Genomic DNA, 26,163 nt, shown 5'->3' on the forward strand with positions numbered 1-26,163 from the left:
CTTAAGTGAACGGCATTACTCACTTTTGTGGGGCTTTTTATTTGCGAAAATATATACACAGTATTATTTGGAGTTCAATTAATTTATAAGCTCTGCATGTCATTTGATTTCATATCGTTTGTTCACCCCGCCTCTTTTTAATAGAAAACTGAACGCATAACTATCAAATTAATACATTCTTAATTCCTCCTTAAACTCCGTCTAGCCCCATTCCCCAACTCATTGAACCAAATACTAAAAGCAACAAATATGCGCTTTAGTGAATTTTGCATTGTTTAGGTTGTTGTATTTTTGTAGTCTATTTTGTGAAATTACATTCAAGTAAAATCCAATCTAGTCGATATATATAATTACAAAAACACGATTAACTTTAGTCTTCGCAAAGCCTGTGAGAAGGGGAAAACTCAATGAAATTTAGCCATAAGGTGGTTGCTGCATCATCAGCCTTGCTGCTAGTGACAGTATCATTGCTTTCAATACAACAACTTTACACTGTAAGAAGTGCAGTAGAAAACCACGTCAATGCGAGCCTGAAAGAGATGGTCTCGGGCGTGAAAAATACCGTCGTATCGGAGATGAACGCCAAGAAAGCGTTGGCTCAATCGACGACTGAAGTCATCGAGATCAACCCTGAAGATCGCGCTTACGTTAAAGAAATCTTAGAAAAGCCAAAGCTTAAAAACAGCTTCCTAGCGGTTGGTTTTGGTTATGAAGCAAACGGTTTCGTTATTGAAAATGATGATGGTTGGGATGCCGGTCCAGACTACGACCCACGAATTCGTCCTTGGTACATTGATGCTAAATCCAAAAACAGTTTAGTTGTTACCGCTCCTTATGTGGATGCATCAAGTAAGAAAGTCATCATATCAGTAGGTACTCCAGTTAAAGACAACGGCCGCTTTACTGCGGGTATGTTCTACGACCTAGAATTGACGAACCTTGCTACCTTGGTCAACCAAGTGAACTTGTTTGATGCGGGTTACCTGTTCCTAGTAACAGCCGACGGCACCACGATTGCTCACCCAAATGCGAAAAACAACGGTGAAACGCTATCAAGCTACATGCCACAAGCGACTATTCGTGAAGGCTCTCAAGAAATTGAAGTCGACGGCAAAATGTTCCTAGTTAATTTCACCCACATCCCTAGTGAAGATTGGTATATAGGTGCCATCCTGGATGAAGAGATCGCGTTCCAAACCGTTGAAGAATTGAAGAACAGCTCAATGATCTACTCGTTGATTGCAGTTATTCTCAGCATCATTGCACTGACTGTTCTGATTCGTGTGTTAATGCGTCCACTGGATGCGCTTAACCAAGCCATTCAAGATGTGGCGAGCGGTCAAGGTGATTTAACTAAGCGCCTAGATACCAACACAGACCAAGAGTTCTCTGACCTAGCGAAAGGTTTCAACACCTTTACTGAAAACCTGCAAAATCAGATCATTCAATCGAAAGCGATTGGTGTTGAAATTAAGCGTGGTACTGAAATCACGGTTAAAGGTGCAGGCGAATCAGCGAAAGCGATGAATACCCAACTGGAAGAGCTTGAACAGTTAGCGACTGCAATGAACGAGATGGCGGTTACTGCAACTGAAGTTGCAAACAATGCTCAAGGCGCAGCAGCGGCAGCCCGTGAAGCAGACGAAGCAACGCTAGACGGCACATCTGTCGTAAGTGACACCACTCAAGCGATTGATAACCTTTCAGCACGTATCGACCAAGCGGTTGCCGAAGTACAAGTACTTGAATCAGCAACAGCCAACATCGAAACAATTCTAAAAGTAATCAACGATATTGCAGACCAAACCAACCTACTGGCATTGAATGCGGCTATTGAAGCGGCGCGTGCTGGTGAATCAGGCCGTGGTTTCGCAGTCGTTGCCGATGAAGTTCGTACTCTGGCACAACGTACTCAAGAATCAACTACGGAAATCCGCAACATGATCGAGCAGCTCCAAGCGGGTGCAAGCTCAGTATCGAACGCGATGAACCAAAGTAAAGACACAGCCACTGACGCCGTTGAACGCGCTCAGCAAGCGAACTCTTCACTTGACCGTATCCGTGACGCGATTCAACGCATCTCAGATATGAACATCCAGATTGCTTCAGCGGCAGAAGAGCAGAGCTTAGTAGCGGAAGAGATCAATAACAACACTGTTAAGATCAAAGACCTTTCAACACAAGTATCAACAGCGGCCCAAGAAGCGAATACCGCAATGCAGCAGCAAACTGACAATGTTCGCCAACAAGACGAGCTATTGAATAAGTTTACGGTTTAACCAAGGTTTGGCTCAGTTGCCGTTTGGCTGAGTCGCCATTTGGTTTAGTTACCGAGCAATAGCTTAAAATAAAAAGCCCCGATTACTGATTGCCAGTAAGCGGGGCTTCTCTTTCTAGTCTATCCAAGTTAACTCGTGACAGGCTTCAATTCATTCGTCGTTAACATCATGCATTGGTTCGATTCCACCTTGATGGTTAAATCCTTACCAACACATTCAAACACATCATCCGACAGTAAATCGGTTACCGCACCAGTCCAATTTAATGAGGCTGTTTTGCTTCGCTTCGACTTGTTGATCACCACAATGCCTTTGTCGCCACGGACAAACACCAACAAATCATCATTCGCTTCAACCACACGCATCGCTTCGCCATGAACATGGTTATGGAATTGAATCATGCTTTTCATGTAAGGCGCTTGCCAGTCGTTAAGCCAACGAGGCTGACCGCTCTTGTCCAGAATACCGCTGGTACTTAGTTCACTGTAAACAAGCGGCACACCGCCATCTCGACCAAGAATGAAAGCGTGAGCTAATCGCTCGTCAACTTCATCCATCACATGCTCCAAAAACACCTCGTTATTGGGAATATCATGAGTGACCGCAAACGTGATCGCTCGCATATTCGACAGAGCCTGACCAAAACAGTATGGGTTAATCAAAGACTTAAAGCTGTCCTGCTCTTCAAATGCTTTGAAGATGGTGTTGAACAACGGGAAATCGTAAGCGCCTAAGCGAGTGTGTTTAAGATAAGGCTCAAGGAACAGCTCATACTCTTCTTCTGTCGCGCCGCCATCGGTAATGATCTCACCGAAGATGTGCATTTCTTCGCAGATGTCATCAGTCCACACCTTGCGTAGATGTGCCAGTGTCATGTGCTTTGCCGCGTCAATGCGAAATCCTTTCACACCAATCTCTTTCAGTGCTTTTAGGTAGGCTCTTTGTTGTGCCACCACATTATCGTTATCGAGTAGCGTTGGCAGGCCAGGATCGCTGGCGCCACCAGTAATACGCCCGTTTTGCACTTCCCACGTGTCTTTCCAGTTCTTGATACCAAACGCTTCCACGAAGTCGTTCTCATCAAAAAGAGGCTCAGAAAGGTCACCAAACAAACGTATGGATTCATAATAGTCAGCATCTTTTTGATAAGACGCCATGTCTTGCTGATTGGGATACGTTAGATCACCGCGGATACCCGATTCGTTGGCCATGTGGTTAAACACCACATCCACATAAGTACGAAGCCCATGTCGCTTTAACGTGTCGACCATCGCTTTAAAATCTTGTGTGTCACCCAACTGATTATCGATCACACGATAGTCTTGGGGCTGATAGCGTTGCCACCATTGAGTACCAGAATTTCGATCGCAACCTTTAGGGCCGCGCAGCGATTTCATCGCCGGTGATACTAAAACAGATTTATAACCCAACTCTTGGATCAGTGGGGCGTTCTTCATTACGTCAGCGTAGCACCAGTCAAAGGCATGCAATATGACATCTGTCGCTGGTTTGCTTAACATAGCTGAACTCTCCATGTTGTTCTCCTACCAAACTCGTTTACAGCTTTTTAGAAAAGGCAAAGGCTAAAAGGCAAAGCTGCAATAAATTTCCTCAAGAATGGCATTTATTATATGAGTTACTCATTAAAAACCCTCCTCCTCCTACCAATTACTCACGGTGGATGGTTGAGGGCGTAGCACCAATTATCGCATAACGTCTGGGATGAACACTCAACCGTAGTGCTTTAAAACGCGCACAAAAGTCACAAAAAAGGAGCGTATATACGCTCCTTTTATTCAATCTAACACATATTTATAACTAAGTTCTGTAAAGAACCTTCACGACGTGCCAGCCAAATTTTGTTTTCACAAGGTGTGGTACAAGCGTCTCGCCAGAGAAACAAACCTTATCAAACTGAGGCACCATTTGACCTTTTTTGAACTCACCTAGGTCGCCGCCCTTTTTACCAGATGGACAGGTTGAATGTTTCTTCGCTAGCGTTTGAAATTTAGCGCCCTTTTTAAGCTGCGTCATGATGTCTTCTGCTAGTTCTTTATGCTTCACCAAAATATGAAGCGCTGCTGCTGTTCTTGCCATGATAATTCTCAGTTTGTTGCTGCCAGTTTACTTACGACGATTACTTAGAACATCGCGAATGAACTGACTGTTGTAAATCTGTTTGCCGCTAACGGCTTATCGACATAAATTCATCGACAGCCAGCGTTTAGCGTGATTTTAACCCAAGAACCGCTATTCTTCACTCTATAACCGAAAACAACTGCCTTAAAGGCCATTAAAAACCGCATCGCGACTTGCTGCGGCTTCCATTTCCCTTTAAATTAATCCTTATAAATTAAGCGCGTATTAAGTAGGAGCCACTTATGGCCAAACCGATCAGTAAAGCGAGTCAGTCACAGGGAATGTTGATGTTCAAGTTGTCCCTCACTCAAAGTTTTGCGATTGGCACGCTTAAGGTCAGAGAAATCGTCCCTTTTCAGCCGATGACTCAGATCCCCTACTCCCATCATCACGTGATTGGTACAGTGACTATCCGCGACCTTACAGTTCCTGTGATTGATATGTCCGCTGCGATTGGCTTCCGTCCGATAACACCCGCTGAATACCAAGATTGTGTACTCATCGTTACTGACTGTTTGAGAACAGTTGTGGCGTTCTTGGTTCGTTCAATTGATAAAATCATTGAATGCGACTGGAAGAGCATTGAATCTCCACCCACCAGTGTGGGTCGCAATGTGTTTGTAACGGGTATTACACGTTTTGAAGACCGTATTGTGCAAATGCTCGATGTGGAACTGCTGCTTTCTAAGATCTACCCAGCTTATGAGAATGCTCATATCCCGATGCTGACCGATGTAGAAAGGGAACGCCTCAAAGCATTGAACATCTTATTAGTGGATGACTCTTTGATTGCACGTAAACAGTTATCTGATGCCTTAGACAGCATCAACATCCCTTACAGCATATGTAACAACGGCTTAGATGCCATCGACCTAATGCGACGCCAAGCCAGCGCTGGCAATGCCATTGATCTTCTGGTGAGTGATATCGAGATGCCGGGATTAGATGGTTATGAGCTTGCATTTGAAGTGCAAAACGACAGCGCTTTAAGTCACGCTTACTGTATTTTGCATACCTCACTGTCCAGTGAGATCTGTGTCGACCGTGCTAATCAGGTGGGGGCGCATGAAGCGCTTGAGAAGTTCAACGCGGGTGAATTAATCGAAGCTATGCTACGCGGCGCAAAAGTCTTAAACGGCGCCTCTACGGCTGCTTAGGCTCTGTTATAGAAGCTAAACCTGGCATAGTGCTCAATGGTTTAGCTTCTTAGTCTCTTCTTTCTTCAAATCTTAATAAGAATAGAGCTAACCGTTAGTCTTTGTTTTCTGGCATAGACTTTTTCGGCATAGAGTAGCTCTTACTCACAAATTCCACTTCCTCGACTTCATTCACATGATTGGTAAAAGAGGCCAATGCATAGAGAGTGTTCGCGACTAGGTTGGCGTATTTAAAAAGAATCGGGGGGTCTGGCGACTTTTTGCTTTCATGATGTTCAATACTCACCAAAGCTCGCACAACTTTCTTAGCCTGACAACGACACAAGTGAAGCTCACTCGATACTCGATTCCCACCCGGTAATACGAACCCTTTGAAGCCACCTTCTAACTGCTCACGGATGCGGTGGTAATCTTGCTTAAGCTCGACCAGTTCGGATTCAGTAATCGCTAACTTCCCACGTACGGAACCATTCAAATGATAGATGTTCGGCTGCAGGCGTTGCAGGATCTCGCGAACCTGAGGCTCTAGCTCTAAAGACAACACCAATCCAACTCGGCAACAAAGTTCATCCGACAAAATCTCAAAATCACAGATAGGACTGTCTTCATAAATAAACGGGTAACAGAACTCGTCCCAATCTCGACTTACTGGTTTCACGTACCGATCCTTACATATAAATAGTCATCAAACGCCAATATACCAAACTCTTTGATTTAGACATAAAAAAGCCCTCACATTGGAGGGCTCCTAAAGAAATCGATTAAACGAGATTACTCGTTAGATACTTTTTTGTGACCTTCTTGTAGGTGAACGAAATCCACCAGATCGTCGCCTGACACTTGGTATGCCTGACCAAAGCCTTTAACGAACAGGCCGTTCTCAGCTTTAAGGTTAAACAGAGAGAAGTCTTGAAGTTGGCTCAAACCATCAATGATTTCACCAAAACGCTCTTGCATCTGGCCAATCACTTGAGTCCAAAGTTCCGTTTCACGCTCCACAACACTTGCTTGAGCATCAAACGTTAAACGTTTACGTGCGTAAAGTTGCTTCGAGCTCTCTTCGTCTTCAATCATCATCAAAGAGACCTGAGGGTTCGCTTTCAAGTTGCGAGCATGACGAGCAATATCAGAAATTAGAACAAAGTAACCTTCTTGGTTCTGAACGAAAGGTGCGTAACTTACGTTCGGGCGACCTTCTTCATCAACCGTTGCAAGTTGAAGGGTACGGCGCTCTTGGCGAAACTCTTTAATTTCTGGACCTAGGCGACCTTGTAGACGTTCTTGTTTTACTTGCTGTTCCATGGGTAATTCCTTTCTTCACTTTCTCTGATTTATTATTTTTGCCCAAGGTTGAGCGATCATTAGCGAACTAAACGATCCTCGAGCATTGATGTCTTGTTTAAGCCAGTTGGCAACCCTATGTAAGATTGCTGCTGATTATTTACTGTAAATTGAACTTAAGCTTGTTCTTTTAGCGCTTTGAAGCGTTCTACTTGGTCGGCAATAAGCTCACGCTTTTCGTTACGGCCTAGGTAAATCTTAAAAATGTTCTCACCGGTTTCACTGAAGAAGCCGAAGTAATGACTTTCACGACCCATGAACGCCTTGCTCACCAAACCGATATGTTTAACGTTATCAAGTTTAAGGTGACCATGAAGCTCGCCCTCTTTGCCCATTAGGTTGTAGTAACCACGCGCTACCTTACCTTTCGGGAATGGCGCTTTAACTTCAAAGATAGAACCAAATGAATGCACGATAGTGGTCACAGGGCCCCAACCCACTAAACCTTCTAGAATCTCTTGAGCACGGCTGCCATCTAGCATTACCGCCATGTCGTTTGGAAAAGCAGCAACCACTTCAACCTCTGAAACACCTAGCTTCTCAGCAATTGCTGTTGGCAGTAGTTTTGGCTCTTCTTCTAAAATTAGAGCTACGCGTTGTTCTAGAGTTTCTGTCATTTCTAATGTTGTATCTGTCATTGAATATGTTCCGTATAAACGAGTAAGTTATAAACTAAAAATTCGATATTAAGCGTGCTTCAAACTTGCATGCGGGTGTACGCCCGAACCTGACGCTTTAGGCGCTGGGTGCATAGCTTGGTATTCAGCGTTAAGCACTTGAATCACACTCTGCGCTAGGCTTACCGCCCAAAAGCTGCCAGCAATAGTCAGGCTCAGATAATCTTCCGAAAGCTCAACTAAACCGTTCTTTTCCCAATGCGCGAACAAAGGCTTGAGGTAGTCGAACGTATCTTGCCCCATAAATCTCGGTAGCGTACTTCTTCTAACAACACCAGAATCGAAACCTGCCTTTAATGTTGAGAAGATAGGCTCTAATGAGCTTTGCTTAGTCATCATGGCAATAGGTAATTGACCTTGCTTTATAGACTCCATGTAGCTGTCTAAAGTTCGATGCTGCATCACACCATGACCGCCGATGTTGCCACCAGCGCCACAACCAATGGGTAGAACTTCGGCATAAGTTTTCGCTAAGCTGTTGTAAATGCTGCGTTCGCGGTTATCACGAGTCCAGTGGTTTACGCTCAGTTGCTTGACCTTATTTTTTGCCATGAACTCCACACCCGCCAAATACATGCTCGCCTTATCTGGCGTATTCGCAGGCGGTGGGATTTTTCCTTTCTCAACAAGATTAAGCATAGGTGCATTGCCCGCAACAATCAGTTGGTAGAGGTCAATGCCGTGTGCGCCAGTAGACATGTAGTCTTCTAAATCTTGTTGGAACACTTCCATAGATTGGTGTGGTAATCCGTATAACAGATCAAGAACGATTGGCGCTTGCTCGGTGCGGCTTAGTGAACTGATACGTTCTAGCACAACCTCTCGGTCATCTAGGCGCTTAGCACTACGTCGAACCTGAGTATTGAAACTTTGAATACCGAACGAGAAACGATTGAAGCCACCTTCAAGCGCACGATCAAACATCTCGTCACCAAATCGATTGATGCGCCCTTCCAATGTCATCTCAACATCGTTTGCTAGTGGGAAATATTGACGAATCGCTTTACCCAGCTGCTCAACTTGTTGAGGCGACAAATCGGTGGGAGTTCCGCCACCAATATAGACGGCGTGAAATAGTCCAGACTGAGCCCAAGGTGTTTTGGCTTTCTGCTTTAGCTCGACCATCAGTGCATCGAAATACTCATCCACCAATTTACGGCTTGCGGCATTTTGGAAGAAATTGCAAAACGTACAACGCACACGACAGAAAGGAATGTGGATATACAAGCAACGCTTATCCTGTTTTTTCCCTTCACTCAGCATCAGTTCGTCAAAGAGTTCTAACTTCTTACTGGGGTCGACCGGAATTGAACTTCCTCCGGCGTGTGCAGAATGCTTTCTCGCAAACGCAAAACGAAGCGGATCAGGGCTAGAAATGCCCAAGATTGATTCGTCAAATTTATAAATATTAAGACTCATATAATCTCTCTAAACACTTACATAGCAAAGTCTGGAAGACTATTCGCTAAAAACTGAGAGAATCATAAATACACGTAAATGATAATGCAATTGATAATTGATCTTATTTAGATTCTAAGCAATAATCCGATACAGTATTTTGATTTGGTAAAGGATTGATTGTGAACGTTCCTAGATATGTTATTGCAGGCGGTGCATCGTTAGTGATTCATGCCGCGTTGTTGTTTGTCGCTCAAGAATCCAAAGTATTTGCGATGCCTGCAGGTAGCCAATCGAACACGGTATCGATCAACTTCACTCCTAAGAGCGTTCCTTCACAAGCTCAGCAAAAAACAATCACAGAGCCAGTTAAACCTGAGCCAATAAAAGAAACCGTCTCACAAGCCGAACCAAAAACGGTTGAGCCAAAGCAAGCTAAGCCAACCCCAAAGAAAAAAGCGATCACCAATAAACCTCAACCAAAGAAAGTTGAGAAAAAAGTGATTGAGCAAAAGGTTGTCGAGAAAAAGCCTGTTCAAAAGAAACCAGTGACTGAGAAAAAGGTGGTGAAGAAAGAACGCCCAGAGCCAGCCACTCAACCAGAGAAACTGGCCGACAAGAAAGTCGATAAGAATATGGACGAATCTGCCAACCAGTCTCAGGAAGTAAACCAAGGCGTATCAAACCAAGAGCCGGTTTTAGTCACTAAGCCTTCGTTCTCTGCGCGTCCTACCCCACCGAATTACCCTCGCCAAGCAAGACGTCGTGGCGTTGAAGGTGTCGCGACTTATGAGATCTGGCTAGACGCTGAAGGCAAACAAATTAAACAAGCATTAGTAAATTCATCAGGCGCGCTAATGCTCGATAACGCCGCATTAGATGCCATTAAACAATGGAAATTCTCACCTCACACTGTCAATGGTCGAGCGATTGCTCACCGAGTACAAATACCTGTTCGTTTTAGGTTGGATTAATCATGCAACAAATCAGTTACTTACAAGATCAACTTGGCTTAATGACTTGGCCTCTTCTTATCTGCTCAGCATTAACAGCAATGATCATCGCTGAACGTGTCTTCCAAGTCATGCTCAGCATTGGTGTGGGCAAACGTGCCATTCGTCGCGAGTTAAACCAAACCTCACCAACCAACAGCAAAGAGATTGAAGCGCTTGCTCAGTCGATTTCAGGTAAACGCCCGCTCTTGTACAAGGGCGTGTCAATGTTGCTTGCTCACCACTCTTTCTCAAAAGGGTTACGTGAAGATGCCGCTGGGATCTGGCTACAAGAAAAACGCCACCAGCTTCATGCAGGTTTAAGACTGCTTGGTTTGATCGGCGTGATCAGCCCACTCATCGGCTTGCTTGGTACGGTACTTGGTCTTATTGAGATGTTTAAAGGCGTTGCCGCGACAACAGGCAGCATCACGCCTAATGATTTGGCAGACGGTCTTGGATTAGCAATGCGAACCACAGCAGCAGGTTTGATGATTGCGCTTCCTGCTATTTCTGGTGCTCAGCTACTAGGGCTATGGGCCGATCGAGTGCTGGCTCAATTGGAGCATACATTGAACTATGTGAATGTGTGGCTAGAAGGCATGTCGATTCAAACCAATCAGTCTGATGATACTCAAGGTAAGCCTATCAACAAAACCTCTATCGGTGATGTGAGTCAAGCATGATTAAAACGCCCCACTCATCTCACACACAGAGCCTAGCGCCAGACTTAACACCGCTGCTCGACATCATTTTTATCGTGATGGTTTTTCTACTGCTTACGGCATCGGTAAAGCTGGAATCGCTAGAAGTTGAGCTACCAAGCTCGGATGTTAAAAACGTTTCTGAAGTCCACAAAGACTCGATTAGCGTCAACATCCTAGACCATGCCCCCTACTGGGCGATTAACGGCCAAGAGTATATCAACTGGGAAAACTTCAAGATTGCCTTGTTAGAAGAGACAGGCTCAACGGATAAAAAACCGATCATCATTGGCGCGGATAAAGCCGCCAATGTTGAAAACCTAGTGAAGTTGCTTTCATTCCTTCAAGAAAACGGAATACCAGCGACTCAACTGCTCACGGACGATGGCTAGAGCGACACTCAATTTTCACGAGGTTTGGCTTCTGGTTGATAAAACTAAACAAGCAGACTAAGCCTCTCTATCGATTCGAACTCACAATGCGAACGGACTGCTCACTGAGTATCTTCGCGATACAAAAAGAAAATATAAAGAACTTATTATGAACAACTTAAACGTGCTCAATAAATTAAAGACCAAGACACATCTCCTTTCAGTTGCCGCTATGAGCCTGGCACTTAGCGCACCCGCAATGGCCAACGACGCTGAACAACCTCGAATCATCAGTGCCGGTAGTGCCGTTACTGAATTGGTTTTGGCATTAGGTGCTGAAGAGCAGCTAGTCGCGATTGATGTGACCAGCCACTTTCCTCAAGCAGAAAACCTGCCAAAGATTGGTTATCACCGAAACCTGTCTGCTGAAGGTCTACTCGCCCTAGAGCCAACCACATTGATTGGCTCGGATGAAATGGGACCAGACAACGCTATCTCTCAATTAAAATCGGCAGGCGTCGATGTAGAGATTGTTAACACTGAAGCAAACGTGGAAGGGCTATTAAAGCGTATCGACCAAATCGCAAAGATCACCCATACCGAAGACCACTCGCAGCAAGTGAAAACCGATGTGAATCAAAAGATCGCAGCACTGAAAGCGAACCAAGTACCAAGCAACGAAGCGAAGAAAGTTCTATTCCTGTTGCTGCATGAAGGTCGCCCTGCCAACGCTGCTGGCGGTGAAACATCACCAAACGCAATCATCGAGTTAGCTGGCGGTATCAACCCTGCCGCTCAGAGCTTAACGTCTTACAAGCCACTTTCAATGGAATCACTCGTTGAGATGCAACCTGATGTCATTTTAGTAAGCGGCCGTAGTTATCAAAAAATGGGCGGCGCAGATGCCATCCTGAAATCACTGCCTATGCTAGCGGCAACGCCTGCAGGTATGAACAAGCAAATCATTACCGTAAATGGCAGTGCTTTGGTTGGCGGGCTTGGCCTCGAAAGCCTCTCTGAAGCAAAGCGTCTAAACGCACTTATCTACCCGCTATAACGCGACTACCCTATTTTTACTGTTGCTAGTTCAATGCCCGTCACCAGCCTACTTTCGCAATGTTGGTGATGGATATTGAAGTTAGTGACGGACATTGAGGCCCTTTATGTTGTTACGATCCGTCCCGCTGAAAACATCGATGTTAGGCCTAGGTGCTACCCTAGTCTTCGTCGCACTGTTTTCAATCACCGTTGGGCCAATGAACATTAGCTTGGCTGACAGCGCAGCGAGCTTACTTCAGCCAAACAATGACTTAGCACCCCACATCAACTTGGTGATTCAAGAGATTCGCTTACCTAGAACCATTTTGTGTATGTTGATTGGTGCGATTCTCGCGTTATGTGGTGCTGTTATGCAGGGCTTATTTCGAAACCCACTTGCTGAGCCTGGGATCATTGGTGTGTCTGCTGGTGCCGCGCTAGGTGCAGCTCTGGCCATCGTGCTTTTCTCTGAGCTATCGCTTCAATACCCTGCTTTCATGAACTTTGCTGCGGTTCCTGTGTTCGCTTTTCTTGGCGGCGCTTTAACCACGCTGCTGGTGTATAAGCTGGGTACAGGTAAATTCGGCACCTCTGTCACCATCATGTTGTTGGCGGGTGTGGCGATCAGTGCGCTCTCTGGCGCAGGTATTGGCTTCTTGAATTTCATTGCTGATGACCAAATGCTGCGCGATCTTTCATTGTGGTCGATGGGTTCATTGGCGGGCGCTAAGTGGTCAGGAATTTTGCTGGCAGCTGTCACGCTCGTTGGCTTGTTTGTTGTTTTCTACCGCCAAGCGATGTCTCTAAATGCTCTATTACTGGGCGAGTCAGAAGCGCAACACCTTGGTATCCCAGTTCAAAAGCTGAAACGAAAGCTGATTCTACTGACGGCTGCGGGCGTTGGTATCACAGTTAGCCTGTCTGGCATGATTGGTTTTATTGGATTGGTTATCCCACATTTAGGTCGCATGTTGGCAGGCCCTGACCACCGAGTTCTGTTGCCACTATCAGCGGTACTAGGCGCACTGCTGCTAACCGCCGCAGACATGTTCTCACGTGTGGTACTTGCTCCGGCAGAGCTACCTGTAGGTATTGTCACTGCGATTATCGGTGCCCCATTCTTCTTATATCTACTATTTCAACAGAAAGGGAGAATCCTTTAATGTTTCCTTCAGCTTTAAAAGCGACCGATATCGAAGTGAAGTTCGGCAGTAAAGTGATATTAGATGGCGTTTCTATTGAGATTGAAGCGGGAAAGGTAACTACACTGCTTGGGCCAAATGGCGCAGGTAAAAGCACGCTGCTTAAAGCTTTGTGCCAAGAGATATCAAGCAACGGCGATATCCAGTATTTTGGACACAGCAAAGACAAGTGGCCTTCTCACAAGTTAGCTAAGCACCTTGCTATGCTTCCTCAACACAGCACCTTGACCTTCCCATTCTTGGCACATGAAGTTGTCGAGCTTGGTGGGATTCCTCTGCAAGAATCCAACAAAAAACTAACTAGCATTGCTAGCCAAAAAATGGATGTTGCTGATGTGACTCACCTGAGTGAAAGGCTTTACCCTTCACTATCAGGCGGTGAAAAGCAGCGAGTGCACTTGGCTCGAGTATTAACTCAGCTTCACCACTCTGGTGACCAATGTATTTTGATGCTTGATGAACCAACCTCTGCACTGGATCTTGCCCACCAGCACAACACCTTAAAGATTGCGAGAGAATTAGCCGATAACCACAATGCCGCGGTTATCGTGGTTTTGCATGATCTCAACTTAGCCGCGCAGTATTCCGATCGATTGGTGGTATTGAAAGATGGCAATTTGGTGTGTGATGGCAAGCCTTGGGATGCACTGAAACCTTCGATGATAGAAGATGTGTATGGTTACAAAAGTATCGTAGAAAAACACCCAACCATGAGCTTCCCTCAGGTTCACCCCGCACAATAAGTCCGATTAAGGAGCGACTCGTTTTGAGTATTCGTTCTTGATAACAATGACGTAATCCTAAGCCTCGATTTGTTCGGGGCTTTTTATTGGCTCACAGCCACTCTCTCGGCTTAAACTCAATTTTATTAATAACCACAACAGCAAGCACCAAAACGACTCACCTTGAGCATTTGAGGCTCTAGAAATGAACTCTACTTGTTAGGGTTACTTAGCTTTTAACACTGAAGAGAAAAACGCACAAGAAGTGAAACTGCAAGCACAAAAAAAGCCCCCGTAGGAGCTTCTTTTATTGAGTGCTGATTATTGGCTCATACGAATCAATGATTTACCAATCAGCCACTCTAGTTCTTTACCGCTAGTATCGCCAAACTGAGTTTCAGTCAGCTTGTATAGACGATCAATACCGTTTGCAGCGAACTCATGCGCGCTCTCAGCAGTAACGATATGATGGAAAAGTAAACGTAAGATTGCTAGGAACTCAGCGTCTTCAAGTGCTGCAACCCAGCTAGCTGAAAATGCGTCAAGGCCATTTTCGAAGTCAATGTGTTCCACGAACATCTTGAAAATACGACCGTCTAGAGCAGCAGTAAAATCCGTTTTCTTTGGAAAGTGATGACTTATACCTGTACGAGAAACACCCGTTTGTTGACTCAACGTCGTGTATGACATCTTGTCGTAACCCAATCTTAGTAGCTGGTCTACAACGGCATCCATGATTTTCTGGATCGTGATTTCTGTATCTTCTTTACTACGCTTTGGCATATTCAGGCTCTTCTCTTTGTAAATCCATCTAACTCAATCAAATGAAGTCAGAATGAAAATCGTTATCAGCATTATGTGAGCAAGGTATTTTTTCGCAAGTATTTATAACTAAATTCACACAAATACTATGTACGAACAATTTTACAGTGATGCCTCTTTGGACACTTTGTCTAATTATTCTTCGAAAATCACCTTACAATCCTAAGTCGATAAGTTTAAATAACTACTTAGAATATGAAATACCCAACGAAAAATTCATTGTATAAATACCTATCAAGCGATAGATAGTCTTATAAAATCATTTCTGGCGCAACTAAGTGAATGATATTCTGACATATTAATAACATTCCTCTTCAACAAAACGTGAGGTAAATCACATACATATTTGGCGGCGCGAATATAGATATTCATCAAACACCTTAACAAACAACATAGCATACCAGTATAAATTAGTTCAAAGGTTTTAATTTTTGTAGATACAGTTCAAATTGCTCGTTAGAATAACCTCAGACTTTGTAAGAGGATTATTTATGAGCCAAGATATTGGTAACAACGATGTATGTGAGGCTTGCGGCTGTGCAGGCGAAATCGGGTTCATCATTAAAGAAGGCGACGATGTTGCTGAAGTAACGGTTTACGGAAACTCAAAAGCACTGATTGAAGCTGAGTTTGCTAAGTATGTTGAACTTGCTAAACAAGTGTCTAGCAACGTTGAGTTCGAAGCATCAGAGATGACTGAAGAAAGCACAGAGTTGCACGCTCGCTTTAAATTTGAAGTTAGCGCTGAGAAGATTATTTTTGAACTTAAGACTCGCTCTCTAGCGCGTTAATATAAGCATTTATATGCTTATTAAAAGACGAGTGAATTACTCGTCTTTTTTTAATTGAACCCAAGCCAGTGACCCATTTTTCTCAAAATCGTTTTCTGCAGCGCACTGAATCACTACGCCCCCCACCTCTAACACTGCCCCAATGCTATAAGCCTTGTCATCGTAATAACAAACTCGTTGCTGTTGACCGCCTTGTGTCACCACCACCGCAGCTTTACCGGGCGTTGAAATTACTTTGTTGGCACTCGCAGACATTGAACCAAACACTGAAGCGGCTATCAGAAAGACCTTAATAATTCGTATATTTACTCTAATCATTAATTTACCTATCATCTTTGCTCCATTCCTCGTTAATCTACCGCCAAATGGGTAAAACACTATGCGAGATTAATTTTTCCATTATAGTGTAAGCGTCTATCGTAATAAGAAGCCTGTTATGCTCAGAATAATTGCACTTATTATTGGTTCCTTAACCATAACAAATGTCAGTGCTGAACCACTCGATCACTATCAAATATTGAACCATCTCGATAATTACGGAAACTTATATCTACGAAATAAGCCTTATACATCACTTCCAACTGGCTTGGTGGTAGATGGTAATCTCAATATAGAGAACACGGCGATCACACGCCTACCCAAAGGGTTAGAAGTGAACGGCAGCCTTAAAGGCTCTAACAGCCAACTCGCTCGAGTCCCGAGCGGGGTTAAGATAAAAGGTTACGTCGACTTGATTGGCAGCCAAATCACCAGTTGGCCAAGAGGAGTAAGAGTGGGCGGTTTTATCAACCTCACCGATACTCCACTGGAAAGGCTACCGAATGGCTTTAGGGTGAAAGGCGATCTGAGCGTGATCCGCACTCCTTTAACCGAGCTACCCAACGGGATCGTGATTGATGGCGACCTTTATATAGGCGGTTCTGGAATTACAGCATTCCCCGAGACTATGACTGTCAGAGGCAACATCTATCTGGGCGGCAACACTGTAACCACATGGCCAACCAATCTAGATCTCGGTGGCGCTGTCGCACGCTAATTCAGACTAATGCTCTAATGCTCTAATGCTCTAATGCTCTAATACGTTAATGCTCGATCGCAGCAGCAAGTAGCGGTTCAGAAACAAAAAAGGAGCCTAAGGCTCCTTTTCAATTCAATCAAGTTGCTAATCAACTAGCAAGCTAACTAACGCTCGTTAACCAATGTTCTTCACTGGGTTGGCGTAGCTATCGATCAAGTACTGACGCGCACCTTGTGGCAGGCTCGATAGTTTAGCTTCAAACTCTTGCTTAACGGCCGCTGTAATCGACTCGTCTTCTTTTTCTGCTGCCAGCAAGTTTACTGGGAACAGTTTGTAGTTATCGTGGATCTGACGATCGATCTCTTCAGCAAGCGCTTCAGGGGTATCAAAATCTTGGTCGATAACCTGACCGAAACCAACGTGAACGCGTCCTTTATCACCGATGATGCCTTGAATGATACTTTCGATATCTTCAAACTGACCCTTTTCGTAACTGCCGTTTACGTCTTTTTCGAAAAGCTCTATCGCTTTAGCCGTGTCACATGGGTCGTTCTCGTAAGAAATAGCCACAGGAACAATCTTCAATGACTTCACGTATTCAGGGAAAGCAATTTTTTGCTTACGTCCTTCAACGTGGAACATTTTCAAAATTGCTGGCTCAGTAAAATCGTTACCGTCTTTCGCACGACCTTCCTTTTGAGCGATCCAGATTGAGTTGCCCGTTTCTAGAGAGTGCTTAATGTAAGAAGACAACTGCCCTAGCGCTTTCATCATCTCACGCGGTCCTTTCAAAGAACGCTTTACGATGAAGCTCTTGTTTAAACGCATCAATTCAGTCGCACATGGCTTTTTCAACAGGTTGTCTCCGATAGCGATACGACAAGTCTGATGATTATTTTGATGCAGAGCGTAATTTACTAACGCAGGATCCATAGCAATGTCACGATGGTTTGATACAAACAGATAAGCTTGGTTCGCATCCAGTGACTCGATACCCGTGTACGTCACACCGTTAGTGGTTTTCGCTAACGTGTCGCGTAAGTACTTTTTCACTTCAATCTGAATGGACTCAACGCTAGTCAGCTTGCTCCACTTCATTTTTAAGTACACACGCAAAATCGGGCTCATTAATGCTTTAAACCAAGACGCATGGTTAGAAAAACGGTAGTGCAAGATTGCACTGATAAATTCTTCATCATTAATAAGACGGTTTAGTGCCGCTGGAATTTCATCATCGCCGTAAGGGCGAATATCAACATATGGATCGGTTGGAGAGGTCATTTTTTAATTCATATAATAAAAAGCTGGCTCATTCTACGCGTTGTTTTGACTTCTCGCAGCTACAGAGCCCATACTTTTGACAAGGTCAGACCAGAAACATTGAAAATCCCCTGTTATTGTTGGCATTCTTTAAGATTAACGGTAATCTTGACGCCCCAAAATTAAGGTACTATCTATGAACTTCGCTATTGAATATACATCGGCTTACTTTTCACACTTGGTGATCACACCACGCAAGAAAGTACTTAAACATAGCCTTGTATCGGTTCAAAGTGGCTTGGTTTTGATTAAGTTAGGCAAACAAGAGTATGCCGTTGAACCAGGACAAAGCGTCTGGATTCCATACGACTGCCTAACGTCACTGACCTACTTTCCAAACACTCAGGTTAACCGTGTCGACTTTTCTGTTCGTTTGACGGATTCATTCCCAAGACAAGCGGGTTACATTACGCAAACTAACCTCTCTTCGGCACTACTAGAAAAGCTAGAGCAAACCAAAGCTCGTGCTTCCAATGCCAATAATACGGAACAAGCGTTTAAAGATATGCTTTCTGTCTTGAAGCAAGAAGTGTTGTCATTTAAACCACTGCTTTGCGAAAGTGCTCTTTCTCAGCGATTCAATCAATGGAACATTGATGATTCAAACCTGCCACAAGAGCACACTCTGGTGATGGTGATGCGAGAAGCGAAGAAACGCATGCAGTCAGGCCAAAAACGTTCACTTGTGATTGATGATCTGTTCTCAGGTAAAGAAGAAGAGTTCGAACAACTGTGTATGCTTGTTTTTGGTGAAGATTTATAGTTTGGCGCTAAGTGAGAGCTGGTATTTAAACTAGCAAGCCAGATACTAAAAAGCCGCAAAAACTGAGTTTTTGCGGCTTTTTTAATTCTTACTGTTTAGACGTAGGTAGCAATCTATCTGTGTATCTGCCTGTCTAAAATGGCAACTCAACTTGCATCATTAGGTCGGCGTCACGTGAATCGTGCCAACGATAATCAAAGCGCATACGCGGCTGCCCTTCGACTTTCTCGCCAAAACCGATGCTGAGTTGAAGACCATGATTCATCAACCACTCTTCAGTCGACATATCATATTGCTCATCTTCAAGGTCTTCTGGAAACCACATACCCAAGCCAACATAGTTTGACTCAATGCTTTGTGTCAGCAATGGCGAGTCTTTACTTTGAAGAACCCAATCAGACCAATAGTCCGGTGTGCTTTCCGGTTCATCATCGCTCAGCCCGCTGATTTCCATCATACGTTGGCCAAAAGACTCGATGCTGGTCGAGAAATCTAGACAGTTGTCACTTTCATCAGAAGTCAGCATGATCGAATCTAGGCTAAAAAAATCACACTCAGCATACGCAGGCATACTGCATGCTGCCATGATCAACGTCGCTGGTATCGCGCTCTTTAGCATAGTCCTCTGACCTCTTGATTAGTGAACTTACATTATCTGATACAGTCCACTATCTTGCAACATCTTTGTAACTGACTTTGTACTCAGTTTTGCAACATCGCTTCCACTTATCAGTGCATTACGTATGTCTGTGCTGCGAATTTTCACTTTTTCAGGGCAAGCCATTACAGACCACCGCTCGGTAATATCATCTGATTTATAGAAAGATGAGAACTTAAAGAAGTTATCTGGGCCAATAACAAATGTCAGTTCAGCGTCACGATGTAACTTTTGGAGTTCACTGAGCACTGCATAAGTCGTGACGCTTTCACCTGGAGTAAATAGGCTCTTTTCGATCAAAGAAAGCTCCACTTGATCCAGTGAAAGATCGCTAATAAATGCGTTAACTAACTGACATCTCGTATCAAAGTCTAGCATCTCTTTTCCCCAAGCATGGGCAATACTTGGAACAAGTAGAATTTTGTCAAAGTGAGCCAACGAATCAATCACACTTTTGTGCCCTAAGCTCGGCGGATTAAACGCACTACCGAAAATGGCTATTTTTTCCATTATTTATTACTGCCTTCTCTTTCTAAGCTTGTGCAAAGAGGTTTTTAAATCGGATGATTTAGGTATGATAACACTAGATTTTTAATTTGCTTGCAGGAAAGGAATACGAATGGAACAGTTAATTCGTGACGAAATGCGCGTACTACCTTCAATTGACCCTCACTTCGAAGTGACTCGTCGTGTGGACTTTATTAAAACGAAACTTCAGCAGTCAGGCTGCAAGTCTCTGATCCTTGGTATCAGTGGCGGTGTAGACTCAACGACCTGTGGCCGCTTGGCACAAATGGCCGTGGATAGCCTGAATGAAAACTCTGGCAGCAACGACTACCAATTCATTGCGGTTCGCCTACCTTACGGCGAACAAAAAGATGAAGATGAAGCACAACTTGCTCTCTCTTTCATCCAGCCTTCTCAATCTGTTTCTGTAAACATCAAAGCAGGTGTTGATGGGCTTCACGCAGCATCTCACGTTGCACTTGAAGGTACAGGTTTACTACCAACAGACTCAGCAAAAATCGACTTTGTTAAAGGTAATGTGAAAGCTCGCGCTCGCATGATCGCGCAATACGAAATTGCGGGTTACGTTGGTGGTCTTGTGATTGGTACTGACCACTCAGCAGAAAACATCACTGGCTTCTACACCAAACACGGTGACGGTGCATGTGATTTAGCGCCTTTGTTTGGCCTGAACAAGCGTCAAGTTCGTGAACTTGCAGCAACGCTAGGTGCGCCAGAGCTATTGGTTAAGAAAGTGCCTACTGCCGACCTAGAAGAGCTTGATCCACAGAAAGCCGACGAAGCAGCATTGAACCTTTCTTACGACCAAATCGATGATTTCCTTGAAGGTAAAGAAGTCCCTCAAGACGTGTCAGACCGCTTAGTAGGCATCTACAAAGCAACACAGCACAAGCGTCAACCGATCCCAACGATCTACGATTAATTGTTTGAATTAATCTTAGAATCAAAAAGGCCGGAAGTTCATTTCAGTGAACTTCCGGCCTTTTCTATTCAATGTGCTTTTCTTTCTGGCCTTCCGACCTACCGAGTTAGTCTACAACTTCGATATCAGTTTGAGGCACACTGCAACACGCCAGTATTTGCCCCATGTTGCGTTCATGCTCTTGCAACGCCGGTACATCAGGTTGATGAACTTGCCCAGACTCAAGGGTCACTTTACAAGCACCACAGAAACCCGCGCGACAGCTTGATGCGATAGACACACCTGCCGACTCAGCTTGCTCTAGTAGTGTTGATTGGTTGTTGCCTTCGAACAGGTAGCCGTTAACGCTCAACTGCAGTTGCTTCACCGCTTCTTCCGTTGATTGAGCAACACCAAACGCTTCTTGATGATAATGCTGAGGATTCAGCCCCATTTGAATCAGCAATTTCTTGGCATTATCCATAAAGCCGTCAGGGCCACACACGAATGCTTGGCGCTTATGAAGGTCCTCAATTTTGGCGACATGAGACACACTCAAACGACCTGACAAACCATCCCACTCTTTCGTTGGTTGGCTTAGTGAATAAATCACACTTAGACCAGCATGTTCGCGAGCGGTCTTATCAATCTCAGCTTGATAAGGGATATCTTCTTCACTGCTGCATTGGTGATAGAACACCACATCATCAATCTGACCATGGTCGGCTAAGTAACGAAGCATCGACAACATAGGGGTGATGCCGCTTCCCGCTGATAACAGCAGTAATGGATGTGTTGGGTTATCTTCTAAGTAGAATGCGCCATCTGGATTCTGAGCAACTAGCGTGTCACCGACTTGGAAGTGATCATTGAGCCAGTTTGAGATTTGACCATCGTCCACTCGCTTCACGGAAATCGCCAAACGACCTGCGCGTGAAGGGCTAGAAGATAACGTGTAACGACGAGACACTTTCTCGCCATTAATCACCATTTCAATCGGTAGATGCTGCCCCGGCTGATAGCTTGGTAATAAATTGTTCTCTTTCGCTGGCTCTAGCCAAAAGGTTGTGAAGTCGCGAGCGATCTCTTCACGCTCGACGCAAGTTAAGTGCAGTGACTCGACCCAAGAGTCTTCGTAGTGTTCTTTCTCTTTGGTTTCAAGTACCTCAACAACGTCACCCGCTTTCACCAGACCTTCATTTTTCGCCACAAGGTTCTGACCAAAGAAAACGCCACCACGTTCATTGGCTCTGAACGTAGAAAAGGTATTGAGTGGCTCTTTTGTTGCTCTGAATTCGCCGCTCTCAACATCGACTGTCGTTAGGATACAGCGCTCACAAGGCTTCACCGCTTCGAATTCAACCTCACCAATTCGAATGCGCTTCCAACCATCTTCAGCAAACGCTTCAGTGTTTGAGACGACAAAATTGGTGCGGAACTGATCCATGGAATGCGTTTCAGGACTACGGCGATTCAACTCATCAAGCGAAGCTTGGCTGATGATTAACATCGGGTAACCATCGGCGAAACTGACATTCTGACCAAGCTTTTCTCGAACACGATTAGATTGCTCACCACAGAACAGAAGTTCTACGCGAACACCAAGCACATCGCTAAACCAATCATCCGCCTCGTCGTTGGTGGTATACGCAGTGAAGCTATCTTTCCACACTGTTGCAGGCGCTTCTTGCATCTTGAAGTTTGCATATTTTAGGCGCAGCGGTTCTTTGCCTTCGTAAGTAAAAATCAAACCGTCTGGCTGCAAGCTAGAAGACACCTTGACCATTTTAGGGTACTTACGCGCCGTCACCATTGAGCCGTCAGCCAAGGCCAACATAAAACGTCTGTCGAAGGTAAGGCCCTGTTTTTCGACCCAAGCAGAAGAGAGTGCAATCCCACCTACTGATTTAACCGGAAACACATTAATTTGAGATAAGGAGGGCTGTTGACCTGAAAGCTCTTGCTCCAAAGCCTTTTGATCCAAAGGTGACTGCGACATAACGATTCCAATGTTTTGTTGTTTGTCCCAATGCTAACAAATGGTTATAAATAGATAAACTGGCAGGCATTAAACACTTGATACTAAGTAGGCATGATTAAACTAATAGAATGGCATTATGTTCCGGCAAACCTAAAACTCTTGAAACTAACGATGATGCTTTACACACTAAAAGTAACCCGAATTTATTCACGCTATTTTTAAGTAGATCAGCAATATGCTGCACCTTGTTTCGACAATTGACTCAATGAGCCAGGTTTGCCTAAGTGATAGCCCTGAAAATAATCTATGCCCTGCGATTGTGCAAAACGTAAATCTTCATGGTTTTCTATACCTTCAGATAACAATTCAATCTGATACTTCCGAGCTAAAAATCTAAGACGCTCCCAAAAGGTCGAATTATCACTCCGGTTTCTCATTAACGACCGATCTATTTTCACTATGTTCGGTTTAACAACCCTAATCAGTGCTTCACCAGTGTTATAACCACTGCCATAGTCGTCTATCGCGATTTTAATTCCAAGACCACGACATACTCCAAACTGGGACATCATCCTTTTCTCGTCAATGCCAACCGGGTATTGTTCATTCTCAGTAAGCTCAATCCATAAGGTTATACCCAACTTATTACATGCTTGCCAAATTGGGGAAATATCACGTAGAAAAGTGAAACTTAAAACGTGATCAGGGGAGATATTAATAGTCAGAAAATCAATCATTTTCTTCTGAGACAATAATTCCTCGGACACTCTTAACAAGAATATTTGAGTAAACCATGCAATCTTCTTAGAGTCTAACAGACAGCGAATTGACGATTCAACATCGTGCCCTTTTTCCCAACGTAACAAAACCTCAGCACCGACAGTTCCATTGCCATTAGTTATCGGTTGAAAAACAGGATAAAACAATCCCTGATTAACATCGTCAACAAGTGCTTCGGCTTGTAAATTTTCAGACAACATATTCGTATTCATAAACAAACCTCTTTTTGTGATTAATCCATACTACAGATCAATAACTAGCAAGGATTAGCATGAACAAATCATATGTAGCTTTACATGCCTACTTCTTAACCGTGAAGACAAACTGCATAAGTAGTTAAACGAACTCCTGTACAAATACACAATGCCGTTTCAAAACGGTAATCTCGAGTCTGTTACATTTAGATATGTTATTAAAAATGCCATAAACTATCATAGATGACTATACTTCAATTAGATCAAATTACGCTTAGGGATAATGTATGTTTGGTGACTATTTAAAGGAATTGAGAGTCTCACTAGGTCTTACTCAGAGTGAGCTTGCTGTTAAGTTAAACCTTGCAAATGAAGAGTTTCGCTCTGTAGACGTGGTAACTCTCAGTCGTTGGGAACGAGGAAAAACCAAACCAACACTTGCAAAATGCCTAAGAATCTTGCGTTGTTTACAGGTTGACCTGAGTGACTTTTATGAATTAATACCTAATCCAAACGAAACAAAGCTACTAGACGAGATTGAACAACTTCGTTTTAATAACAGGGTAACGAAGCTTTCATCATTAAGTTATGAAGAGCCACAAGAGCCACAATCAACTTTAATTACTGAGATGCCACTTCTTTTGAAAGATGATGACAAGATACTATCTAGCCTTAAAATCTTTTACGAAACAGCCATCCATACACCGAAGGGTTTTTTCGACATTAATCTATATGACTACCAACAAAACAAACGAGCTATTTTAAAAAGATTTATAACAGAAAGCGGGCAGTTGGTAGGTCACTCAATTAGTTTTATATTCGAAAGTGACTATTTTGACAAAGTTACTCATTCAAAAATCATTGATATCGACCTGACAAAATCTGTCAGTTATAAAAATTCGACTAAGTTATCGGTTTGTAATTATAATCGTTACTCTTCTAATTTCCAGATATTTCGATGTATGTTAGTTTCTCAATTTATAAACCTAATTCACTATTCAAATGTTCAACGTTATTATTTCTTTAGTGCATGGCCTGAAATCGGACAAATTTTAGAGCAACTTGGATTTAAGAAAATAGCATTTGATATTGAGTCAGAAAAAGGAGGTTTTAAATTAGGCAACCGCTCATTCGAACATTGCTTATACGAAATTGATACAGCGACACTTCTTTCTCAACCCGAAATAATAACCCTCATAAAAACAACCCAGTGGGATAACCAATACTCAATCAAAAATCATTAGGCATAGCCAAACAGCCTTTAAATTAAGATGCCTACCATCTTAAGTTTCTACACATAATAATACTTCGCCTTATGCAAAAGATTGGAGAAAACTACTGTGTTTGGCGAATACTTAAAAAAATATCGAATCGCGAATGAACTAACACAAAGTCAAGCAGCTACAAAGCTCAACTTACTCGGAGGAGATCTATCGAACATTGATACCGTTACACTTAGTCGATGGGAAAGAGGAACAACTAAACCAACTCTTAGCCGTAGTATTCGTGTTTTGCGAGAATTTACCAACGATCTTGAGCCTTATCTATCTAAAGTTAGTCATTTACTACATCAAGACCCTAGTTCTAAAAATAGAGTTGATCAATTCGACTCTCTGATGGAAGAGAAATACCGTAGTTTAAATAACTTGATCGCCAGAGCAAATTATCAGTCAACATCGATGATCGAACACAATCCTGTTTGTGAATATCCGATTGGAAATTCTAATGATAGTGAGATTGTAAATTCTGTACTTGTTTTTCATGAGAAAACCTCTGATGAGAATATTAAGCATGGACTCTATAAAATCGATTTTTTAAACTATTGCAATGAAAAACGTTTCATTGCCTATAAATATGTCGACAGCGTCACAGGGGAGCTATTAGGACATAACATAGGCACTATATTCACGACTGAAGGTATGATCTACGAAATTGAAACACTTTCTCAAAAGTCGATTGATGAAATAGATTTAAGAAAAACCGTTCCTTATAATAAAAGCCGAAAATTAGCTTATTTTGCGGTGAGCCAGCATTCGCTGTACGAGCGACCTTTTCGTCTACAATTAAATAGAGAATTCAGGTTTCTAGCAAAACACGCTAACATTACCGACTACTACACAACAGTTGCTATAAAGAGCTCAGCAGAAGTACTCGAAAAAATGGGATTTTCTGTTGTTTCGTACGAGAAAAAATCAACCAACGGTGCAATCAAAATTGGTAAACACTATTATTCTAAAGCTTTAATGCACATAAAAACAAGCCAGCTATTTACTCAACCCGAGTTCTTGAACTTGCTTACAGGCTGTCAAACCCCCTATCTGGCAGGGTAGTTGTCACTGTTAAAATTTAACCAGTTTGGGCGATAAAGGGCGTTGTTAATGATATGG

At 43.5% G+C, this 26,163-nt stretch carries 27 protein-coding genes; 14 read left to right on the forward strand and 13 right to left on the reverse strand.

The genetic code is table 11. The features are described 5' to 3' along the window. The first annotated feature begins 407 nt into the window (after window positions 1–407). On the forward strand, window positions 408–2,279 hold the full coding sequence (locus AB4323_RS19660) for a methyl-accepting chemotaxis protein (RefSeq protein WP_017062748.1): 1,872 nt from the start codon (window positions 408–410) through the stop codon (window positions 2,277–2,279). A 128-nt stretch (window positions 2,280–2,407) separates the two neighbouring features. Here the strand turns inward: AB4323_RS19660 and AB4323_RS19665 are convergent, their stop codons facing one another. Then, on the reverse strand, window positions 2,408–3,814 hold the full coding sequence (locus AB4323_RS19665; RefSeq protein WP_372153150.1) for an alpha-amylase family glycosyl hydrolase: 1,407 nt from the start codon (window positions 3,812–3,814) through the stop codon (window positions 2,408–2,410). 283 nt (window positions 3,815–4,097) lie between these two features. Continuing rightward, the gene (gene ppiC, locus AB4323_RS19670) at window positions 4,098–4,379 is read right to left on the reverse strand and encodes a peptidylprolyl isomerase PpiC (RefSeq protein ID WP_258185064.1); all 282 of its coding nucleotides are present in this window, start codon (window positions 4,377–4,379) and stop codon (window positions 4,098–4,100) included. A gap of 281 nt (window positions 4,380–4,660) precedes the next feature. Here ppiC and AB4323_RS19675 point away from each other — a divergent pair, with 281 nt between their 5' ends. After that, window positions 4,661–5,575 carry a chemotaxis protein gene (locus AB4323_RS19675; RefSeq protein WP_017062751.1) on the forward strand — a complete coding sequence of 305 codons (915 nt, stop codon included), beginning with the start codon at window positions 4,661–4,663 and terminating at the stop codon, window positions 5,573–5,575. A 94-nt stretch (window positions 5,576–5,669) separates the two neighbouring features. On the opposite strand, the gene AB4323_RS19680 is transcribed toward AB4323_RS19675, so the two are convergent. From AB4323_RS19680 to hutW, 4 genes are all read right to left on the reverse strand, one after another. Continuing rightward, entirely contained in the window at window positions 5,670–6,233 is a 564-nt protein-coding gene (locus AB4323_RS19680; RefSeq protein ID WP_372153152.1) for an ATP:cob(I)alamin adenosyltransferase, read from the reverse strand. A gap of 113 nt (window positions 6,234–6,346) precedes the next feature. After that, window positions 6,347–6,877: a heme utilization protein HutZ gene (gene hutZ / locus AB4323_RS19685; protein WP_004731858.1), complete on the reverse strand. Its 531-nt coding sequence runs from the start codon at window positions 6,875–6,877 to the stop codon at window positions 6,347–6,349. A 155-nt stretch (window positions 6,878–7,032) separates the two neighbouring features. Further along, window positions 7,033–7,554 (reverse strand): heme utilization cystosolic carrier protein HutX, encoded by a 522-nt coding sequence (gene hutX / locus AB4323_RS19690; protein ID WP_016784265.1) that lies wholly within the window; start codon window positions 7,552–7,554, stop codon window positions 7,033–7,035. Window positions 7,555–7,602: 48 nt separating this feature from the next. Then, on the reverse strand, window positions 7,603–9,012 hold the full coding sequence (gene hutW, locus AB4323_RS19695) for a heme anaerobic degradation radical SAM methyltransferase ChuW/HutW (protein ID WP_372153154.1): 1,410 nt from the start codon (window positions 9,010–9,012) through the stop codon (window positions 7,603–7,605). Window positions 9,013–9,173: 161 nt separating this feature from the next. Between hutW and AB4323_RS19700 the strand changes: the two genes are divergently transcribed. The 6 genes from AB4323_RS19700 to AB4323_RS19725 all read left to right on the forward strand — a co-directional run bounded on the left by AB4323_RS19700 (window position 9,174) and on the right by AB4323_RS19725 (window position 14,041). Further along, window positions 9,174–9,965 carry a TonB family protein gene (locus AB4323_RS19700; protein WP_372153156.1) on the forward strand — a complete coding sequence of 264 codons (792 nt, stop codon included), beginning with the start codon at window positions 9,174–9,176 and terminating at the stop codon, window positions 9,963–9,965. Between the two features lie 2 nt (window positions 9,966–9,967). Next, entirely contained in the window at window positions 9,968–10,669 is a 702-nt protein-coding gene (locus AB4323_RS19705) for a MotA/TolQ/ExbB proton channel family protein (protein WP_065583702.1), read from the forward strand. After that, window positions 10,666–11,079, forward strand: coding sequence for a biopolymer transporter ExbD (locus AB4323_RS19710; RefSeq protein WP_017064314.1), 414 nt, complete (start codon window positions 10,666–10,668; stop codon window positions 11,077–11,079). Before AB4323_RS19705 ends, AB4323_RS19710 begins: the two co-directional genes overlap by 4 nt. 148 nt (window positions 11,080–11,227) lie before the next feature. Continuing rightward, window positions 11,228–12,115, forward strand: a complete 888-nt coding sequence (locus tag AB4323_RS19715) for a hemin ABC transporter substrate-binding protein (protein WP_372153158.1) — start codon at window positions 11,228–11,230, stop codon at window positions 12,113–12,115. 106 nt (window positions 12,116–12,221) lie between these two features. Then, on the forward strand, window positions 12,222–13,259 hold the full coding sequence (locus tag AB4323_RS19720) for an iron ABC transporter permease (RefSeq protein WP_048609731.1): 1,038 nt from the start codon (window positions 12,222–12,224) through the stop codon (window positions 13,257–13,259). Next, the gene (locus AB4323_RS19725; RefSeq protein WP_050620596.1) at window positions 13,259–14,041 is read left to right on the forward strand and encodes a heme ABC transporter ATP-binding protein; all 783 of its coding nucleotides are present in this window, start codon (window positions 13,259–13,261) and stop codon (window positions 14,039–14,041) included. The genes AB4323_RS19720 and AB4323_RS19725 overlap by 1 nt, the downstream gene beginning before the upstream one ends. Before the next feature lie 300 nt (window positions 14,042–14,341). Here AB4323_RS19725 and AB4323_RS19730 read toward each other — a convergent pair whose 3' ends face one another. After that, the gene (locus tag AB4323_RS19730; RefSeq protein WP_017062760.1) at window positions 14,342–14,803 is read right to left on the reverse strand and encodes a TetR/AcrR family transcriptional regulator; all 462 of its coding nucleotides are present in this window, start codon (window positions 14,801–14,803) and stop codon (window positions 14,342–14,344) included. Window positions 14,804–15,333: 530 nt separating this feature from the next. Here AB4323_RS19730 and AB4323_RS19735 point away from each other — a divergent pair. Further along, a complete protein-coding gene (locus AB4323_RS19735) occupies window positions 15,334–15,633 on the forward strand; it encodes a YfcZ/YiiS family protein (protein WP_017062761.1) in 300 nt (99 codons plus the stop codon). Between the two features lie 36 nt (window positions 15,634–15,669). On the opposite strand, the gene AB4323_RS19740 is transcribed toward AB4323_RS19735, so the two are convergent. Further along, window positions 15,670–15,966 (reverse strand): YnjH family protein, encoded by a 297-nt coding sequence (locus AB4323_RS19740; RefSeq protein ID WP_372153160.1) that lies wholly within the window; start codon window positions 15,964–15,966, stop codon window positions 15,670–15,672. A 103-nt stretch (window positions 15,967–16,069) separates the two neighbouring features. Here AB4323_RS19740 and AB4323_RS19745 point away from each other — a divergent pair, with 103 nt between their 5' ends. After that, on the forward strand, window positions 16,070–16,669 hold the full coding sequence (locus tag AB4323_RS19745; RefSeq protein ID WP_102427986.1) for a hypothetical protein: 600 nt from the start codon (window positions 16,070–16,072) through the stop codon (window positions 16,667–16,669). Between the two features lie 156 nt (window positions 16,670–16,825). Here the strand turns inward: AB4323_RS19745 and AB4323_RS19750 are convergent, their stop codons facing one another. Further along, window positions 16,826–17,932 (reverse strand): 1-acyl-sn-glycerol-3-phosphate acyltransferase, encoded by a 1,107-nt coding sequence (locus tag AB4323_RS19750; protein ID WP_372153162.1) that lies wholly within the window; start codon window positions 17,930–17,932, stop codon window positions 16,826–16,828. A gap of 175 nt (window positions 17,933–18,107) precedes the next feature. Between AB4323_RS19750 and AB4323_RS19755 the strand changes: the two genes are divergently transcribed. Beyond that, a complete protein-coding gene (locus AB4323_RS19755; RefSeq protein WP_017064307.1) occupies window positions 18,108–18,734 on the forward strand; it encodes a hypothetical protein in 627 nt (208 codons plus the stop codon). Between the two features lie 133 nt (window positions 18,735–18,867). On the opposite strand, the gene AB4323_RS19760 is transcribed toward AB4323_RS19755, so the two are convergent. Continuing rightward, on the reverse strand, window positions 18,868–19,353 hold the full coding sequence (locus tag AB4323_RS19760; protein WP_102535295.1) for a hypothetical protein: 486 nt from the start codon (window positions 19,351–19,353) through the stop codon (window positions 18,868–18,870). A gap of 27 nt (window positions 19,354–19,380) precedes the next feature. Then, complete coding sequence (locus AB4323_RS19765) at window positions 19,381–19,902, reverse strand: nicotinate-nicotinamide nucleotide adenylyltransferase (RefSeq protein ID WP_102535294.1); 522 nt, start codon at window positions 19,900–19,902, stop codon at window positions 19,381–19,383. A 109-nt stretch (window positions 19,903–20,011) separates the two neighbouring features. Between AB4323_RS19765 and nadE the strand changes: the two genes are divergently transcribed. Next, window positions 20,012–20,842: an ammonia-dependent NAD(+) synthetase gene (gene nadE / locus AB4323_RS19770; protein WP_017062768.1), complete on the forward strand. Its 831-nt coding sequence runs from the start codon at window positions 20,012–20,014 to the stop codon at window positions 20,840–20,842. Between the two features lie 106 nt (window positions 20,843–20,948). Here nadE and AB4323_RS19775 read toward each other — a convergent pair whose 3' ends face one another. Together AB4323_RS19775 and AB4323_RS19780 are read right to left on the reverse strand one after the other, a co-directional pair. Further along, entirely contained in the window at window positions 20,949–22,820 is a 1,872-nt protein-coding gene (locus tag AB4323_RS19775; protein WP_372153164.1) for an MOSC N-terminal beta barrel domain-containing protein, read from the reverse strand. A 209-nt stretch (window positions 22,821–23,029) separates the two neighbouring features. Next, window positions 23,030–23,794 carry an EAL domain-containing protein gene (locus AB4323_RS19780; RefSeq protein WP_102332685.1) on the reverse strand — a complete coding sequence of 255 codons (765 nt, stop codon included), beginning with the start codon at window positions 23,792–23,794 and terminating at the stop codon, window positions 23,030–23,032. A 269-nt stretch (window positions 23,795–24,063) separates the two neighbouring features. Between AB4323_RS19780 and AB4323_RS19785 the strand changes: the two genes are divergently transcribed. Beyond that, the gene (locus AB4323_RS19785; protein ID WP_102332686.1) at window positions 24,064–25,020 is read left to right on the forward strand and encodes a helix-turn-helix domain-containing protein; all 957 of its coding nucleotides are present in this window, start codon (window positions 24,064–24,066) and stop codon (window positions 25,018–25,020) included. Between the two features lie 96 nt (window positions 25,021–25,116). Beyond that, window positions 25,117–26,106 carry a helix-turn-helix domain-containing protein gene (locus AB4323_RS19790; RefSeq protein ID WP_372153166.1) on the forward strand — a complete coding sequence of 330 codons (990 nt, stop codon included), beginning with the start codon at window positions 25,117–25,119 and terminating at the stop codon, window positions 26,104–26,106. Window positions 26,107–26,163 lie beyond the last annotated feature (57 nt).

The sequence above is a fragment of the Vibrio sp. 10N.261.52.C11 genome, assembly GCF_041471405.1.
GTDB lineage: Bacteria > Pseudomonadota > Gammaproteobacteria > Enterobacterales > Vibrionaceae > Vibrio > Vibrio crassostreae_C.

Bases quoted from the DNA above. Each gene is read 5' to 3' on its own strand.
- AB4323_RS19660 (WP_017062748.1), top strand. From the start codon at position 408: ATGAAATTTAGCCATAAGGTGGTTGCTGCATCATCAGCCTTGCTGCTA.
- AB4323_RS19665 (WP_372153150.1), bottom strand. From the start codon at position 3,814: ATGGAGAGTTCAGCTATGTTAAGCAAACCAGCGACAGATGTCATATTG.
- AB4323_RS19675 (WP_017062751.1), top strand. From the start codon at position 4,661: ATGGCCAAACCGATCAGTAAAGCGAGTCAGTCACAGGGAATGTTGATG.
- hutZ (WP_004731858.1), bottom strand. From the start codon at position 6,877: ATGGAACAGCAAGTAAAACAAGAACGTCTACAAGGTCGCCTAGGTCCA.
- hutX (WP_016784265.1), bottom strand. From the start codon at position 7,554: ATGACAGATACAACATTAGAAATGACAGAAACTCTAGAACAACGCGTA.
- hutW (WP_372153154.1), bottom strand. From the start codon at position 9,012: ATGAGTCTTAATATTTATAAATTTGACGAATCAATCTTGGGCATTTCT.
- AB4323_RS19705 (WP_065583702.1), top strand. From the start codon at position 9,968: ATGCAACAAATCAGTTACTTACAAGATCAACTTGGCTTAATGACTTGG.
- AB4323_RS19710 (WP_017064314.1), top strand. From the start codon at position 10,666: ATGATTAAAACGCCCCACTCATCTCACACACAGAGCCTAGCGCCAGAC.
- AB4323_RS19715 (WP_372153158.1), top strand. From the start codon at position 11,228: ATGAACAACTTAAACGTGCTCAATAAATTAAAGACCAAGACACATCTC.
- AB4323_RS19720 (WP_048609731.1), top strand. From the start codon at position 12,222: ATGTTGTTACGATCCGTCCCGCTGAAAACATCGATGTTAGGCCTAGGT.
- AB4323_RS19725 (WP_050620596.1), top strand. From the start codon at position 13,259: ATGTTTCCTTCAGCTTTAAAAGCGACCGATATCGAAGTGAAGTTCGGC.
- AB4323_RS19730 (WP_017062760.1), bottom strand. From the start codon at position 14,803: ATGCCAAAGCGTAGTAAAGAAGATACAGAAATCACGATCCAGAAAATC.
- AB4323_RS19735 (WP_017062761.1), top strand. From the start codon at position 15,334: ATGAGCCAAGATATTGGTAACAACGATGTATGTGAGGCTTGCGGCTGT.
- AB4323_RS19740 (WP_372153160.1), bottom strand. From the start codon at position 15,966: ATGATAGGTAAATTAATGATTAGAGTAAATATACGAATTATTAAGGTC.
- AB4323_RS19745 (WP_102427986.1), top strand. From the start codon at position 16,070: ATGCTCAGAATAATTGCACTTATTATTGGTTCCTTAACCATAACAAAT.
- AB4323_RS19750 (WP_372153162.1), bottom strand. From the start codon at position 17,932: ATGACCTCTCCAACCGATCCATATGTTGATATTCGCCCTTACGGCGAT.
- AB4323_RS19755 (WP_017064307.1), top strand. From the start codon at position 18,108: ATGAACTTCGCTATTGAATATACATCGGCTTACTTTTCACACTTGGTG.
- AB4323_RS19760 (WP_102535295.1), bottom strand. From the start codon at position 19,353: ATGCTAAAGAGCGCGATACCAGCGACGTTGATCATGGCAGCATGCAGT.
- AB4323_RS19765 (WP_102535294.1), bottom strand. From the start codon at position 19,902: ATGGAAAAAATAGCCATTTTCGGTAGTGCGTTTAATCCGCCGAGCTTA.
- nadE (WP_017062768.1), top strand. From the start codon at position 20,012: ATGGAACAGTTAATTCGTGACGAAATGCGCGTACTACCTTCAATTGAC.
- AB4323_RS19775 (WP_372153164.1), bottom strand. From the start codon at position 22,820: ATGTCGCAGTCACCTTTGGATCAAAAGGCTTTGGAGCAAGAGCTTTCA.
- AB4323_RS19780 (WP_102332685.1), bottom strand. From the start codon at position 23,794: ATGAATACGAATATGTTGTCTGAAAATTTACAAGCCGAAGCACTTGTT.
- AB4323_RS19785 (WP_102332686.1), top strand. From the start codon at position 24,064: ATGTTTGGTGACTATTTAAAGGAATTGAGAGTCTCACTAGGTCTTACT.